This is a genomic window from Erwinia sp. V90_4 (genome assembly GCF_029967685.1).
GTDB lineage: Bacteria > Pseudomonadota > Gammaproteobacteria > Enterobacterales > Enterobacteriaceae > Erwinia > Erwinia aphidicola.
In genome coordinates this window covers 38,946-50,941 of record NZ_JASCAQ010000050.1, presented here as the reverse complement: position 1 = coordinate 50,941, position 11,996 = coordinate 38,946, and the positions used below count along the sequence as shown (strand labels likewise).

Here is an 11,996-nt window from a genome sequence, read left to right as displayed (position 1 = left end):
ACGCAATCATGAATCGTGAGATGGAAAGAGTGCTCCGCATTATCGGGGCCGGGCAAAAATTGAGAGGGAGTGAGTGATGAGCAACTGGATTAAGTGTAGTGAGCGGATGCCACCCAAAGGTAAAACGGTGCTGGTTTGGTATTTGGGTGACTGGGAGTTCGGCATGACATTCGGTGCTGGAATAATGTCAATCTATGAAGGCGGTGGATGGACGGTTATTAAAGTCGATACTAATCACCAAGATATTAATTGGCAGCCACTGCCCCCGCCACCGGAGGAATAATGCACCAGATATACACAACAGAGACACTCACAGGGCTGCTGATTATCGCGGTCCTTATTTTTTGGTGCTGGGCGGGGAGGAGGGGCTGATGGAAAAGATGAATTACGCGGATTGGATGACCGCAGTTTTAACTGCAATCGCATACCTGTGGATAGTCAAAAATTCCTGCTCATGGCTGCTGAAGATAGCTGCAAGGGAGTGGTCGAATCGACGAGAGAAGGACCGCAGGCAGCGAGCTGTTAATGAGCTTTACGACTCTTTCGACCTCGACACGCTGGAGTCAGGCAGCACAATGCGCATTACAACCAGAGGCAGCCTGGTGCTGGTTATGTATCGAGCGGAGACCAAATCATGACAGCAGAAATCATTCACATATCAATAACTCCAAGCTACCGCCTTCGGCTCGATGATGGCGGCTATGTCTTCATGTCCTGGCACAACTGGTACGGCCCAGCCTTCTACCACGACAAATTGGAGCGCCGCGACTATGAGGACTGGTACGAAAATCCATTAGTTTGTCGGGCGCTAGACTGGTTTCTTGCAAGAGGTAAAAAAGCATGACAGCAGAAATCATCCCAATTAAACAGCCGGACCATTTGAGCGAAATTCACAGCGCTTTACTGCTGCTGAAGCTGTTTAACATGGAGGGCGGCCACAGCCCGCATGTAATCGATGAAGTGATTACCAAAGGCCAGATTCACGCAGAGAAATTGCGAGCACAACTGAACCGGAGGTGATAGTGCAATTCGACCTGGTAAAACATCCGGGCGGGGTATTTTCTCTAGTGAACGACAGTGACATCGAACGACTCCATCGCTTCAAAAATGGCGAAACCTACTGCGCCGACATCAAGCTCTCTCGCAACCCCCAATTTCACCGCAAGGTAATGGCCTTTTTCGGTTTCTGCTTCGAGCACTGGTGTGCCGCCCGGGCCGGGATAGGTAATGCCGACGAGCACACGCAGCGCACCCGCTTCAGGAAAGACCTGACGATACTGGCAGGCTTCTACGAAACGGTTGTGAACATCCGCGGAGAGGTGAGGGCAGAGGCAAAGAGCCTGGCGTATTCGAATATGGACCAGGAAGAGTTTGAGCGTTGCTATTCATCACTGATAAACGCCGCAATCAAGCACGTATTCGCCGGAACGCGTGACCCCAACATTCTCAATCAGCTTCGGAGCTACTTCTGAGGATTAATTATGACAGCACGATACGAAATTCGACAACTGCTCAGCAAGGCAGACAAGCCGCTCACTCACGTTGAAATAATCAAACATGTGGTCGGTAAAGACTACAACGTTAACTCGACAAAATCAGCTCTGGCAAAAATGGAGTGCATTGGCGAGGTGATTAACAGCGGCGTGTGGAGAAAGCCTCTTTACACGCTCAACACCGATTTCAAGCCGAAGGAAATCATCAGGAAAGAGAAGATGGTTACCTATCGCCGCAATCCAGAGAAGCCCAAGCATCAGGATGGGAATGGGATTTTCACCATTTGCCGCCGGAAGAGCAGGGTTTATAAATGGATCGACCTTCCTCTGCAGGCGTTACGCCAATGAGCCGACAGAAATCAGCAACACAGCGAGCAATCGACTCACTAATATTCACCCCCACCGCAAGAAGCCGCAGCAAGCGAAAGTTGGTACCGCCAGCGAGCCATGTAACCACCTACGACTATGTGTACACGCTGCTCCGGGCGAAGTTCGATCGAATGAGGAGGACGCGATGACACAACCAGCTGACAGGGCCTGTGCTGATTGTGGCCTTTCGCTGTCACCGGATGAAACATGGGTGTGCGAAGAATGTGACTCACTCTACATGATGATTGGATATGAAGTTATTCAGACAGTCAGGAGGGAGGATGGCGACAATGCTCAAGCCACCGAAGCCGAAAAAGTGTAAAGCCTGCTCTGAGAAATTCACCCCACGCAACACCCTGCAAACCGCCTGCTCTCCAAAATGTGCAATCCAACTCGCTAAGCAACTCACCCAGCGCAAGCAACAGCGCGAGGAGAAAGAGCAGCGTGCAGCCTGGAATAAGCGCAAAGCAGAAACAAAACCTTTAAGCCACTGGATGAGCATGACTCAGCGTGCGTTTAACGACTACATCAGGGCGCGGGACGGGGAAATCTGCATCAGCTGCGGAAACACTTCGGCAGTCAGCTATCACGCCGGGCATTACCGGACGACAGCGGCGGCATCACAGCTAAGGTTCAACGAAGACAACTGCCACAGCCAGTGTGCAGCGTGCAATGTGCATCACTCTGGCGCGATTGGTCCATACCGCATCAACCTGATAGCCAAAATCGGACCTCAGCGCGTCGAGGCGCTCGAAAACAACAATAACCCTCACCGATACTCCCGCGAAGAACTGGACGCCATCAGAGCGCGTTACAGAGCTTTGCTGCGTGAGCTGAATAAACAAAGAGAGGCAGCATGACCGAATACCTAAGGCAAAAGTGGAAGCTCCTCAGAATGTACCGCAGTAAATCCAGCCTGCTTTATGACTATCGGATTTTGCAAAACTTCAGCCACATCATGAGGAGGGCCACATGACCTGGTTAACCCAACTACTCAGCTACTTCAAGCCAGTCACTCCAACCATCCAGCCAACTCACACCCAGTCATGGGCAGTTACTCCAAAGGGGAAGAAAAGATGAGAATCGAACGTGATTATCAGCTGGTAGTACGCCTGGCCGATGTTCGCACCGCTGCAGATATGCGCCGTCTCTTCGGTACCGGATGGAAGACGATAAACAGATCGCAACAGGCATGGATTCGCCACCTGCTAACCGTATGGGGTGACCACCTATCCGGCGATGAGTACGAACGCGGGCAGATTAACGTGATAGGGCGCCTCATGATGCGCTGTGAATGGAGCGAGCAGAAAGCGAAGCAGATTGAGAGGGTAGTTACAGAGCTTCACTGTGAGGGCTACAGAGGGGAGGAATTGATGCGAAAAGCTCGCGATATTCTGGTTCCGCAATCATCCGCAAGCAACATCATTGCTCTCGCCAAAGAATCAGATGATGCTGCTTTCATGGAATCAGTAATCGTAAAGACGTTTGGCAGAGATAATCCCATCCGCTCTGTAGCCAGATTACGATACTGCAAGTGCAAGAGCGCGCAAAACATTGCTCAGAGCCTCATTTACTTCACCGGGATAACCTCGAAGGAGGCCAGAAACAGGATGGAATGGGCGCAGGATATTCTTGAAGGAGAATTGTTTTATGCCGTTAAGCGCGAACAGGAGAAAGAAATTACTGCATTAGTTGCTTAATAGCACGAATTGCTAAAGACAAAGGGCAATAAACCTGGCACATTGCAGCTATGCTCGGGAAGCAAAGCGAACTGAGCGCGGTGATGACGAGGAAATAATTAAACGGCGGATATAAGCCCTCTGGCATTCAGCTGAAGCATCACCGTAAGAAGCCCTGGTTAATCGCCGGGGCTTTTTTGTTTTCAAAACAGCATATAGCTTCACTGGCCAGAAAAGAGTTAATATATTTTATAATTCTCCATGGCTCAGAGGGATTCTATGTGAAAACTTTGGAAAAGAACGGGTTAACTATCAATGTATATTCTTCTGGGCAAATCGAGATTCCGGAAAGAGAGATAACCCAGATGGGTAAAAACTCTGAATATGTAAGAAAAATCCCCACCGTAACACTAACCCCAGTATCGAATGGGAAAGCAGGATACTTTCAAGTAAAAGTATGCAACAAGCGGGTAGAAGCAAGGTATTACGTTCACAGGCTGGTATGGGAAGCTTTTTTTGGCCCTATAGCAGAGGGTTACGAGATAGACCATATCGATGAAGATAAATCTAATAATGCGCTTGAAAATCTCACTATTGTTACCCGCAAGCAAAACATGGAAAAAATGAGGGCAAGCAAACCTCATGTCATAAAAAACCTATGGCAAAACAAATAGTTTACAAAATATTCTTTGGTCGAATAAATTTCTAATCTCGCCCAACAGCGGCCTCTTTCTTTTGCGCCCCCGAATAAATCATACCCTCAACCTGACATAAGTCGGTGCGGCGCACTTTAAACAAAAAATCCGCTCAATGGCGGATTCTTCGGTTAGCTACCTCACGGCACAAGGCGGAGCTTCTTCTATCGACAAGATGAAGTTTACCCGGACTTGTTCAGCTCAACATTTAGACAACTCTGAAAACGGACAAGTCCCCTACACGGGGGTTGAATGTGAAAAATATGCCTTATAAATCCGATCCGGGCTTCATTGCCACGCTGATTGCGCTGGGCATGACTGTGCTCGGGGCGGTGGCAGCATATGCCTACAAAGTTCTCAGCGGAGACGCGTTCTCGTGGCGCACGCTCTGCCTGCAGTTAATCGTATCCATATTCGCCGGATTCCTGATGATGCTGCTCGCTACTTATTGGAAGTGGCCTCAGGAGGTTACTGGTGCCATATGTGGTATGGCCGGTTGGTCTGGTTCATCTCTTATCAAGGCTCTCGAAAAGCGATTCCTTCAAAAAGCCTCTGGTGACATTGGAGTAACAGGAAATGACTAAAGACCAGTTCAGACGCGCCGCGAACATCAGTCAGTCTCTGGCTGAAAAGTGGTTCGGACCTGTCACATCTGCGATGGATGAGTTCGGCATCGACACGCCGAAGCGCCAGGCTTATTTCATGGCGCAGGTCGGCACTGAGTCCGGCGGATTCACCAGTGTGAGCGAGAGCTTCAACTACTCCGTTGCAGGGCTCGCTTTATTCGGATCGCGACTGACACCTGCACAGCGAGAGCAACTTGGGCGTAAGCCAGGAGAGTTTGCATTATCCCCTGAGCGACAGATGGCTATAGCCAACCTCGTTTATGGTGGCCGATATGGTAACAATCTCACAGGTGAGGGATGGAAGTATCGCGGGCGCGGACTGAAGCAAGTCACGTTCCGCGATAATTACTCTGCATGCGGCAAAGCATTGGGAATCGATCTCGTTAAACAGCCTGAGCTACTGCAGACCGATATGAACGCGGCACGCTCTGCCGGGTGGTTCTGGAAAGCCAATAACTGCAATCAGTTCGCTGACGCAGGTGATGTGGTTGGGCTGACAAGGCGCATTAACGGCGGCAATAACGGGCTGGATGATCGCAAGGCCAGAACAAAGATTGCGGAGAGTGTTCTATGCCAAGCCTGAACGCACTGAAAATTCTCATTCCGGTCATCTTCACTGTCATCATCATCGGCTTTATTGCAAAGCTGGGATATGACAATCAGAACCTGACAAACCGCAACGAACGCCTGCGCACATTAAACAGCGAACTGCTAAGCAAGAACAACGACCTCGCGGCCACAATAAAGAACCTTGCTGACCGCGTCGGAGAGCAGAACGAGATTGTACGGACTGAGGCAAAGCGCCGGGCCGCCGCAGAAATGAAACAGCAGGGGTTGCAGGATGAAATCAAAGACGCACTCCGTGGCAATACGTGCAGCGTTGTTGTTATGCCTGACGACGTTACTGGCAAGCTGCGCGAACAGGCAGATTCAGTACGCAACGGTAAAGACACCTCACCTGCCGATTCCAGCCAGCCTGCTAAGTGAATGCCCGGTACCGGATATCCCCAAGCACATGACATACGGCGACAGCGTGCTTCTTAACTTCAGGCTCCTTGACTCTCTCGACGAGTGCAACGGCAAGCTGAGAGCAATCAGCAAGATTGACGAAAACAGAGCCTGACTTAGGTCGGGCTTTTTTTAAGCCCGCAGTAAAACCTCCGCGCACCGCAATGCGCTTCTAACCAAACCGAATCCTATCCCTTTGAAATGAGCCTTTGAGGAAGTCAGTCTAGTGCTGGCGAGCCTTCGGTTGGCTGATTTCCATTGCGGCAAAGGTTCATTTCAAAGAAAGGTAAACGCAATGAAAGAATTAAAGCTATTCAACCATCCTGTGCGAGTGAATGACGAAGGGCTGATTTGCCTTACTGATATGTGGCAGATCGCAAAGCTAAGGGCAGAATCTGGTGATGATAAATTCCTAGCAGGAAGGGATATCAACAGTATCAGGCCATCTCAATTTGCAAGGCTGGACTCCACAAAGCTATTTATCAATGAGTTATCTAAATGTGATTTGAACACACATTTAAAAACCATACGTGGAAAGCACGGCGGAACCTTTGGCAGTCGCTATGTGGCCTACGAGTTCGCTGGTCATATCGATCCGGCTTTCAAGGTTGGCGTGTATACGGTGGTAGATAAGTTCCTTTCTGGCGAGATGGTCACCATGGCTAGTTATATGGCAGAAGCCAACATAGCAGACCACATTTACCACGAGGAAGCATCCTTGGTTAGTGACGCGGCAAGGACAATGAGCTACTGGGGTGTAGGCGGGAGAAAGCGGCACCTGACGGTTAAGCGGCAAGAAGCATACGAAAAATTACAGGTCGCCATCCCCGGCCTACCGCAGTGACCATCACAAGGCCCATTTGCGAGTGGGCCTGATGATGAATCATAAATTTAGCTTCACTAAGATTAATACTGGCGATAATGTGTAGCCTCATTTTAAAAAGGAGGATTTATGCCAGTACCACATAAGGTTGTAGAAGAGTATATTTTCGATGTGCCCGGATTAGGCACGGTTAAGGGGCGCATTGTCGAACCGATGATCCCTTTCACATCCCCTTTATTTTGGCAAACCAGCCACAGTGGTAATACCCACGTAATGAATAGTGGTGGTGATATAGACATAGTTAGAGAACTGCTTTTTCAATATGTTGACACGCTGGATTCTTCATCAAAACCTAACTCTTATTATTGATAAGCATTAAGCCGCCTCCGGGCGGTTTTTTATTGCCTGGAGAAACTCATGGCTGACACCTACCGCATCACAGTAACCACTAAGTCAGGCGAAACCCATACAGGACTCATGACCCGATCACAACCTGAGATGGTTAACGGATTCATTGGTGTTGCTCGGGAAGATGGCGCTTGGGTATACCTCGCGCCGGATGACGTGCTCAAGATGGAGTATCTGCCAGTGCAATCTGGATAAAGTCCCAGCGATTTAGATAACTATCGTCGTCTGATTTAGAAATCTTGAAGAGCGGGACCTGGTGATGCCATGTAGACAGGGCATCTACATCGCGGCTTGGAACAACATACACCGCAGGGGCTGATGTGTTGTTCATATCCTCAGACATGTTACAGAAGACATAAAACAAGTCAGGTGAAACTATTGGTCTGTGGTTACCAACAGTCCATTGCCTTGGGGCTGACCTGGCCCAAGAACCCTTAACCTGAATGCTTATGCTCTTAGAGCCGTCAATTGTCGCGATGATATCAACTCTGCTTGTGCCGCTAGTCGTTAAAGCCGCGCTTATGCCTAAGCGAGAAAGCATATATGCAACGTAATATTCTCCTGCATCACCTGCATTTTTTGTGGTGCGTTTAATAACTTCTGACATATCAATCCTTGGAATTCACATGGCACTCACTGACAAACAAGACATGTTCTGTCGCGAGTACCTCATTGGTTAGTGTGAAGAGATTATTCACCAAGAATGCTATTTATTTTATCTATCAGGTCTGCCATCTCTGTGCGCACCTCTTGCAATGGCCGACCACTCGCCTGCGAAAAATGTGACAAGAACTCTTCAAGGTTCCGCCCAACGATAGCGTCAAATCCTTCAGTGATAACAATGCCACTACGATCAATGGCTGTGGCAAACGTGCGCCCGTAGGCAAATGAATTTATGACGTACATGAACCCTCCCATGAAAAGTAAATATTAATAACAGGAAAACCATGGCGACCAAACAAAAAACTGGCCGCCCTTCTGATTATCTACCAGAGGTGGCTGCTGACATCTGTTCACTGCTTGCCGATGGAGAGAGTCTACGCAAGGTATGCGAACGTCCCGGGATGCCTGATAAGGCTACCGTATTCCGTTGGCTGGCTAAACACGATGAGTTTCGCGACCAATACGCGAAAGCCACAGAGACCCGTGCCGATGCTATTTTCGAAGAGATGTTCGCCATTGCTGATGAAGTGGCAGAAGAAGCAGCCGCGGTCGGTAAAGCACGTCTGCGAATCGATACGCGTAAATGGGCTTTGGCCCGCATGAATCCGAAGAAGTACGGCGATAAGGTCAGCCAGGATATCGACCATCGCTCTTCAGATGGCAGCATGGCAACCAAGCCAACTACTATTCAGCTACTGGCAGTAGAGCCCAAGCATGAGTGATACAGTCCAACTCCCAATCCCAGCCAAGCTTGCACCGCTATTCACCGCCGACAACAAACGCTATCGGTGCTCACACGGTGGGCGAGGCAGTGCCAAGACCCGCACATTCGCAATGATGACCGCCATCAAGGCTTATCAGGCAATGATGAATGGCGAGGCGGGTGTCATCCTGTGTGCGCGTGAATTCATGAACTCTTTGGAAGAGTCCAGTATGCAGGAAGTGAAACAAGCTATCCTCGGCGTTCCATGGCTCGCTGCTCACTTCGATATTGGCGAGAAGTACATCCGCACGATTGATAAAAGCGTCAGCTACGTGTTCGCTGGCCTGCGCCATAACCTCGACAGCATTAAGTCGAAAGCACGCATCCTGCTTTGCTGGGTGGATGAAGCCGAATCAGTCAGCGAAATAGCCTGGCAGAAGCTCAGCCCTACTGTTCGAGAAGAAGGCTCAGAGATTTGGGTGACGTGGAACCCGGAGCGCGACGGCAGCGCCACTGACAAGCGATTCCGCAAGGAGGCTGGCGAAGACTGCATTACGGTCGAGATGAACTACACGGACAACCCATGGTTCCCCGGCGTGCTTGAGGGTGAGCGGCAGAATGATGAGCGTCGCCTTGACCCCGCAACATATGCCTGGGTGTGGGAAGGCGCCTATCTCGAAAACTCTGACAAGCAGGTACTGGCCGGGAAATATCGCATTTCTGAATTCTCACACAGCCTGTGGAAGGAAGCAGATCGCCTGTTCTTCGGTGCCGACTTTGGTTTCGCTAAAGACCCAAACACGCTTACCCGCTCATTCATTCTGCACAACCGCCTGTACATTGAGTATGAGGCTTACGGCCAGCAGACTGAGTTAGACCACATGCCCGCGCTATACGACAAAATACCCGGTGTGCGCGATTGGCCGATTAAGGCTGACTCAGCAAGACCGGAGACAATAAGTTACCTCAGGCGCCAGGGCTTCAATATCTCTGCTGCTGAAAAATGGCAGGGCAGCGTAGAGGACGGCATAGCCCACCTGCGCGGATTCGACGAGATAATTATTCATCCTCGCTGTAAGAACGTGGCGATAGAGGCCCGCATGTGGTCATACAAAACTGACCGCATTACCGGCGAGGTGCTCCCGAAACTTGCTGACGGATTCGAGCACTGCTGGGATGGCATTCGCTATGGACTTGATGGTCACATCAAGCGCAAATCGCAATCAGTCGGGATGATGATTCCCAAACGCCTTCGATAAACGGATAAAGCATGAGCAAAAACCTACAACTGGCCGTCAACCATGCGTTGAACGACGCCCGGATGGCACGCGCCCGTATGGGTATGCTTTCCCCGACAATGGGCCTCGACACCAAGAGAAGTGCAGCGTGGTGTGAGTACGGATTTAAAGAAGAGCTGACTTTTGATGACCTCTACAAGCTTTATCGGCGGGGAGGCATTGCCCACGGCGCCGTTATCAAGATCATCACGCACTGCTGGAAGACATACCCTGAAATCATCGAGGGTGATAAGCAGGATAAAGCGAAGAAAGTCACTGCCTGGGAACGGTCTAACAAGTCAGTATTCACCAGCCGATTCTGGCGAGTCTTTGCACAGGCCGATGCCCGTCGCCTGGTTGGTCGCTGGTCAGGAATCCTTCTTCACATTCGCGACAATAAAGCCTGGAACCTACCCGTAACCAGGGGGCGTGGCCTGGCTAAGATAACCCCAGTTTGGGCTGGGGCGCTGAAGCCTTACAAGCTTGACGAGAATATCAACTCAGTCACCTATGGTGAGCCCATTATGTGGGAGTACACCGAGAGGCTGACTAATGGTGGTGTTCGCCGCGTGAAGATTCACCCTGATCGCGTGTTCATCCTGGGCGACTATTCAGAAGATGCCATTGGCTTCCTTGAGCCGTCATATAACGCCTTTGTGAGTCTGGAGAAGGTGGAAGGTGGTTCCGGTGAGTCATTCCTGAAAAACGCGGCTCGTCAGCAAAATATCAACTTCGATAAAGAGGTCGATTTCGGCAACCTCGCGTCAATGTATGGCGTGACAGTCGATGAGCTTCAGGATCGCTATAACGAGGCAGCCAGAGAGATTAACCGTGGAAACGACACCCTGCTAATTACACAAGGTGCTCAGGTAACACCCATGGTAACTGCTGTCTCCGACCCTTCACCTACGTATGACGTTAACCTACAGACTGCCGCTGCAGGGGTAGATATCCCGGCAAAAGTATTGGTAGGTATGCAGACAGGTGAGCGTGCCAGCTCAGAAGACCAGAAATACATGAATGCCCGGTGTCAGTCTCGCCGCGTTGGCGAACTCTCCTACGACATAGAGGACTTCACTGACAAGCTGATTGGCCTGGAAATCATCTCGCCGGTACCCGAGAAAACAGTCATCTGGGATGACCTCAACGAGCAGTCAGCATCAGAGAAGCTGGATAGTGCTGTGAAGATGGCGCAGGTAAACACTGCGTTAGTCGCAACCGGGGAGGTCGCCTTCACCGGGGAAGAGATTCGCGTTGCAGCAGGATATGAAGGTCAGACGGAACCACTGGGAGAGACGGATGAAGAAGACTCCGAAACCTCCGATACTGCCGGGAAATCCTAAAGACCCGACCGGAGTCGACAGGTTAGAGCGCAGTGCTATGAAAGACTTCGCCAGGCGCATAAAGAAGATTGGTAACGCATATGCAGCAGCGTTAGAAAGAATCCCCGCCTCACTCGCAGTTAACGCCAGGTACGAATATCAGCTCGACCCTCTGCTACTCAACATGATCCTGAATGACGCCAGTCTGTTGGTTGACTCTGTGTTGCTAGAAGGCGACCAGAATAACCTGTGGCTGACTGAAGGATATATCGAACCGTCAGCAACCAGGGGAACGGCGCAGGCTTACGCCAATCTCAGCCAGCAGTCCGCAGTTTATGCAGCCAGCCGTGAATCATTCCAGGCGCTTCTGCTGAGTGCGCCCTATCAGCGCCGACTCTCACTGGTTTATGCCCGTGTATTTGAGGAGATGAAGGGCTTCACCGCTGAGATTAAGCGAGACATGGCCCGCGTGTTAACTGACGGGGTTGGGCGTGGCTTGAATCCTCGAGAGGTTGCCAGAAATCTTCGAGACCAGGTCGGGATCGAATCCCGGCGGGCAAACACTATCGCCCGTACAGAAATAACGACGGCTCTGCGGCGCGCGCGGTGGGATGAGGCGGAAGACGCGAGGGATGGTCTGGGTCTGCGGATTATGCTTCTGCATTATTCTGCTCTCAGTCCGACAACGCGGCAAACCCATGCCATACGCCATGCCCACCTTTACACGGTGGAAGAGGTGCGAGAGTGGTATGCGACCGGAGCGAACTCTATCAACTGCAAATGCACTCAGGTTGAGACGCTGGTAGATGAAAAGGGAAATCCTCTCAACGCCAAAGCCATCGATGTTGCCCGCAAAGAATTTCAAACCCAGTGGCAGAAGTTAGCCACCAACAAATCAAAATGTCATTGCTGCGCAAAGGCAGCCTGAGG

At 50.6% G+C, this 11,996-nt stretch carries 23 protein-coding genes; 21 read left to right on the top strand and 2 right to left on the bottom strand.

Translation table 11 applies throughout. The features are described 5' to 3' along the window. The first annotated feature begins 76 nt into the window (after positions 1-76). The 17 genes from QLG07_RS12950 (at position 77) to QLG07_RS12870 (ending at position 7,296) form a co-directional block, all read left to right on the top strand. Positions 77-283: a DUF551 domain-containing protein gene (locus QLG07_RS12950; protein WP_282469383.1), complete on the top strand. Its 207-nt coding sequence runs from the start codon at positions 77-79 to the stop codon at positions 281-283. Between the two features lie 88 nt (positions 284-371). Further along, positions 372-638: a DUF4752 family protein gene (locus QLG07_RS12945; RefSeq protein WP_282469382.1), complete on the top strand. Its 267-nt coding sequence runs from the start codon at positions 372-374 to the stop codon at positions 636-638. Beyond that, complete coding sequence (locus QLG07_RS12940) at positions 635-844, top strand: hypothetical protein (RefSeq protein WP_282469381.1); 210 nt, start codon at positions 635-637, stop codon at positions 842-844. Before QLG07_RS12945 ends, QLG07_RS12940 begins: the two co-directional genes overlap by 4 nt. Beyond that, positions 841-1,020, top strand: a complete 180-nt coding sequence (locus tag QLG07_RS12935; protein WP_282469380.1) for a hypothetical protein — start codon at positions 841-843, stop codon at positions 1,018-1,020. Before QLG07_RS12940 ends, QLG07_RS12935 begins: the two co-directional genes overlap by 4 nt. A gap of 2 nt (positions 1,021-1,022) precedes the next feature. Further along, complete coding sequence (locus QLG07_RS12930) at positions 1,023-1,472, top strand: DUF1367 family protein (protein WP_282469379.1); 450 nt, start codon at positions 1,023-1,025, stop codon at positions 1,470-1,472. Positions 1,473-1,481: 9 nt separating this feature from the next. Continuing rightward, complete coding sequence (locus QLG07_RS12925; protein WP_282469378.1) at positions 1,482-1,841, top strand: hypothetical protein; 360 nt, start codon at positions 1,482-1,484, stop codon at positions 1,839-1,841. Beyond that, complete coding sequence (locus tag QLG07_RS12920; protein ID WP_348994611.1) at positions 1,805-2,011, top strand: NinE family protein; 207 nt, start codon at positions 1,805-1,807, stop codon at positions 2,009-2,011. Before QLG07_RS12925 ends, QLG07_RS12920 begins: the two co-directional genes overlap by 37 nt. 132 nt (positions 2,012-2,143) lie before the next feature. After that, positions 2,144-2,722 carry a recombination protein NinG gene (locus QLG07_RS12915; RefSeq protein ID WP_282469376.1) on the top strand — a complete coding sequence of 193 codons (579 nt, stop codon included), beginning with the start codon at positions 2,144-2,146 and terminating at the stop codon, positions 2,720-2,722. Continuing rightward, positions 2,719-2,838 carry a YlcG family protein gene (locus QLG07_RS12910; RefSeq protein ID WP_282469375.1) on the top strand — a complete coding sequence of 40 codons (120 nt, stop codon included), beginning with the start codon at positions 2,719-2,721 and terminating at the stop codon, positions 2,836-2,838. The genes QLG07_RS12915 and QLG07_RS12910 overlap by 4 nt, the downstream gene beginning before the upstream one ends. 100 nt (positions 2,839-2,938) lie before the next feature. Then, entirely contained in the window at positions 2,939-3,562 is a 624-nt protein-coding gene (locus QLG07_RS12905) for a hypothetical protein (protein WP_282469374.1), read from the top strand. 260 nt (positions 3,563-3,822) lie between these two features. Next, on the top strand, positions 3,823-4,215 hold the full coding sequence (locus QLG07_RS12900) for an HNH endonuclease signature motif containing protein (RefSeq protein ID WP_282469373.1): 393 nt from the start codon (positions 3,823-3,825) through the stop codon (positions 4,213-4,215). A gap of 284 nt (positions 4,216-4,499) precedes the next feature. Beyond that, entirely contained in the window at positions 4,500-4,820 is a 321-nt protein-coding gene (locus QLG07_RS12895; RefSeq protein ID WP_048918233.1) for a phage holin family protein, read from the top strand. Further along, positions 4,813-5,445 carry a glycoside hydrolase family 19 protein gene (locus tag QLG07_RS12890; RefSeq protein WP_282469372.1) on the top strand — a complete coding sequence of 211 codons (633 nt, stop codon included), beginning with the start codon at positions 4,813-4,815 and terminating at the stop codon, positions 5,443-5,445. The genes QLG07_RS12895 and QLG07_RS12890 overlap by 8 nt, the downstream gene beginning before the upstream one ends. Beyond that, entirely contained in the window at positions 5,433-5,849 is a 417-nt protein-coding gene (locus QLG07_RS12885; protein WP_282469371.1) for a DUF2570 domain-containing protein, read from the top strand. Before QLG07_RS12890 ends, QLG07_RS12885 begins: the two co-directional genes overlap by 13 nt. A 316-nt stretch (positions 5,850-6,165) precedes the next feature. Then, positions 6,166-6,714, top strand: a complete 549-nt coding sequence (locus QLG07_RS12880) for a KilA-N domain-containing protein (RefSeq protein ID WP_282469370.1) — start codon at positions 6,166-6,168, stop codon at positions 6,712-6,714. Between the two features lie 108 nt (positions 6,715-6,822). Next, on the top strand, positions 6,823-7,062 hold the full coding sequence (locus tag QLG07_RS12875; protein WP_282469369.1) for a hypothetical protein: 240 nt from the start codon (positions 6,823-6,825) through the stop codon (positions 7,060-7,062). A gap of 48 nt (positions 7,063-7,110) precedes the next feature. After that, positions 7,111-7,296, top strand: coding sequence for a hypothetical protein (locus QLG07_RS12870; RefSeq protein ID WP_282469368.1), 186 nt, complete (start codon positions 7,111-7,113; stop codon positions 7,294-7,296). On the opposite strand, the gene QLG07_RS12865 is transcribed toward QLG07_RS12870, so the two are convergent. Then, positions 7,262-7,708 carry a hypothetical protein gene (locus QLG07_RS12865; RefSeq protein WP_282469367.1) on the bottom strand — a complete coding sequence of 149 codons (447 nt, stop codon included), beginning with the start codon at positions 7,706-7,708 and terminating at the stop codon, positions 7,262-7,264. The two genes, QLG07_RS12870 and QLG07_RS12865, sit on opposite strands and share 35 nt — an antisense overlap. 83 nt (positions 7,709-7,791) lie before the next feature. Then, positions 7,792-8,007, bottom strand: coding sequence for a hypothetical protein (locus tag QLG07_RS12860; protein ID WP_282469366.1), 216 nt, complete (start codon positions 8,005-8,007; stop codon positions 7,792-7,794). Positions 8,008-8,048: 41 nt separating this feature from the next. On the opposite strand from QLG07_RS12860, the gene QLG07_RS12855 reads away from it, so the two are divergent. From QLG07_RS12855 to QLG07_RS12840, 4 genes are read left to right on the top strand one after another with little or no spacing between them, the layout of a single operon-like run. Then, complete coding sequence (locus QLG07_RS12855; protein WP_282469365.1) at positions 8,049-8,486, top strand: ubiquitin carboxyl-hydrolase; 438 nt, start codon at positions 8,049-8,051, stop codon at positions 8,484-8,486. Continuing rightward, on the top strand, positions 8,479-9,726 hold the full coding sequence (locus QLG07_RS12850) for a phage terminase large subunit (protein ID WP_282469364.1): 1,248 nt from the start codon (positions 8,479-8,481) through the stop codon (positions 9,724-9,726). The genes QLG07_RS12855 and QLG07_RS12850 overlap by 8 nt, the downstream gene beginning before the upstream one ends. Before the next feature lie 11 nt (positions 9,727-9,737). Beyond that, complete coding sequence (locus QLG07_RS12845; protein ID WP_282469363.1) at positions 9,738-11,087, top strand: phage portal protein; 1,350 nt, start codon at positions 9,738-9,740, stop codon at positions 11,085-11,087. After that, positions 11,044-11,994, top strand: a complete 951-nt coding sequence (locus tag QLG07_RS12840; RefSeq protein ID WP_282469362.1) for a phage minor head protein — start codon at positions 11,044-11,046, stop codon at positions 11,992-11,994. Before QLG07_RS12845 ends, QLG07_RS12840 begins: the two co-directional genes overlap by 44 nt. The last annotated feature ends 2 nt before the right edge of the window (positions 11,995-11,996 follow it).

What these genes read in the sequence shown, in the direction of transcription:
- QLG07_RS12950 (WP_282469383.1), top strand. Translation starts at nt 77, where the DNA reads ATGAGCAACTGGATTAAGTGTAGTGAGCGGATGCCACCCAAAGGTAAA.
- QLG07_RS12945 (WP_282469382.1), top strand. Translation starts at nt 372, where the DNA reads ATGGAAAAGATGAATTACGCGGATTGGATGACCGCAGTTTTAACTGCA.
- QLG07_RS12940 (WP_282469381.1), top strand. Translation starts at nt 635, where the DNA reads ATGACAGCAGAAATCATTCACATATCAATAACTCCAAGCTACCGCCTT.
- QLG07_RS12935 (WP_282469380.1), top strand. Translation starts at nt 841, where the DNA reads ATGACAGCAGAAATCATCCCAATTAAACAGCCGGACCATTTGAGCGAA.
- QLG07_RS12925 (WP_282469378.1), top strand. Translation starts at nt 1,482, where the DNA reads ATGACAGCACGATACGAAATTCGACAACTGCTCAGCAAGGCAGACAAG.
- QLG07_RS12920 (WP_348994611.1), top strand. Translation starts at nt 1,805, where the DNA reads ATGGATCGACCTTCCTCTGCAGGCGTTACGCCAATGAGCCGACAGAAA.
- QLG07_RS12915 (WP_282469376.1), top strand. Translation starts at nt 2,144, where the DNA reads ATGGCGACAATGCTCAAGCCACCGAAGCCGAAAAAGTGTAAAGCCTGC.
- QLG07_RS12910 (WP_282469375.1), top strand. Translation starts at nt 2,719, where the DNA reads ATGACCGAATACCTAAGGCAAAAGTGGAAGCTCCTCAGAATGTACCGC.
- QLG07_RS12905 (WP_282469374.1), top strand. Translation starts at nt 2,939, where the DNA reads ATGAGAATCGAACGTGATTATCAGCTGGTAGTACGCCTGGCCGATGTT.
- QLG07_RS12895 (WP_048918233.1), top strand. Translation starts at nt 4,500, where the DNA reads ATGCCTTATAAATCCGATCCGGGCTTCATTGCCACGCTGATTGCGCTG.
- QLG07_RS12890 (WP_282469372.1), top strand. Translation starts at nt 4,813, where the DNA reads ATGACTAAAGACCAGTTCAGACGCGCCGCGAACATCAGTCAGTCTCTG.
- QLG07_RS12885 (WP_282469371.1), top strand. Translation starts at nt 5,433, where the DNA reads ATGCCAAGCCTGAACGCACTGAAAATTCTCATTCCGGTCATCTTCACT.
- QLG07_RS12880 (WP_282469370.1), top strand. Translation starts at nt 6,166, where the DNA reads ATGAAAGAATTAAAGCTATTCAACCATCCTGTGCGAGTGAATGACGAA.
- QLG07_RS12875 (WP_282469369.1), top strand. Translation starts at nt 6,823, where the DNA reads ATGCCAGTACCACATAAGGTTGTAGAAGAGTATATTTTCGATGTGCCC.
- QLG07_RS12870 (WP_282469368.1), top strand. Translation starts at nt 7,111, where the DNA reads ATGGCTGACACCTACCGCATCACAGTAACCACTAAGTCAGGCGAAACC.
- QLG07_RS12865 (WP_282469367.1), bottom strand. Translation starts at nt 7,708, where the DNA reads ATGTCAGAAGTTATTAAACGCACCACAAAAAATGCAGGTGATGCAGGA.
- QLG07_RS12860 (WP_282469366.1), bottom strand. Translation starts at nt 8,007, where the DNA reads ATGTACGTCATAAATTCATTTGCCTACGGGCGCACGTTTGCCACAGCC.
- QLG07_RS12855 (WP_282469365.1), top strand. Translation starts at nt 8,049, where the DNA reads ATGGCGACCAAACAAAAAACTGGCCGCCCTTCTGATTATCTACCAGAG.
- QLG07_RS12850 (WP_282469364.1), top strand. Translation starts at nt 8,479, where the DNA reads ATGAGTGATACAGTCCAACTCCCAATCCCAGCCAAGCTTGCACCGCTA.
- QLG07_RS12845 (WP_282469363.1), top strand. Translation starts at nt 9,738, where the DNA reads ATGAGCAAAAACCTACAACTGGCCGTCAACCATGCGTTGAACGACGCC.
- QLG07_RS12840 (WP_282469362.1), top strand. Translation starts at nt 11,044, where the DNA reads ATGAAGAAGACTCCGAAACCTCCGATACTGCCGGGAAATCCTAAAGAC.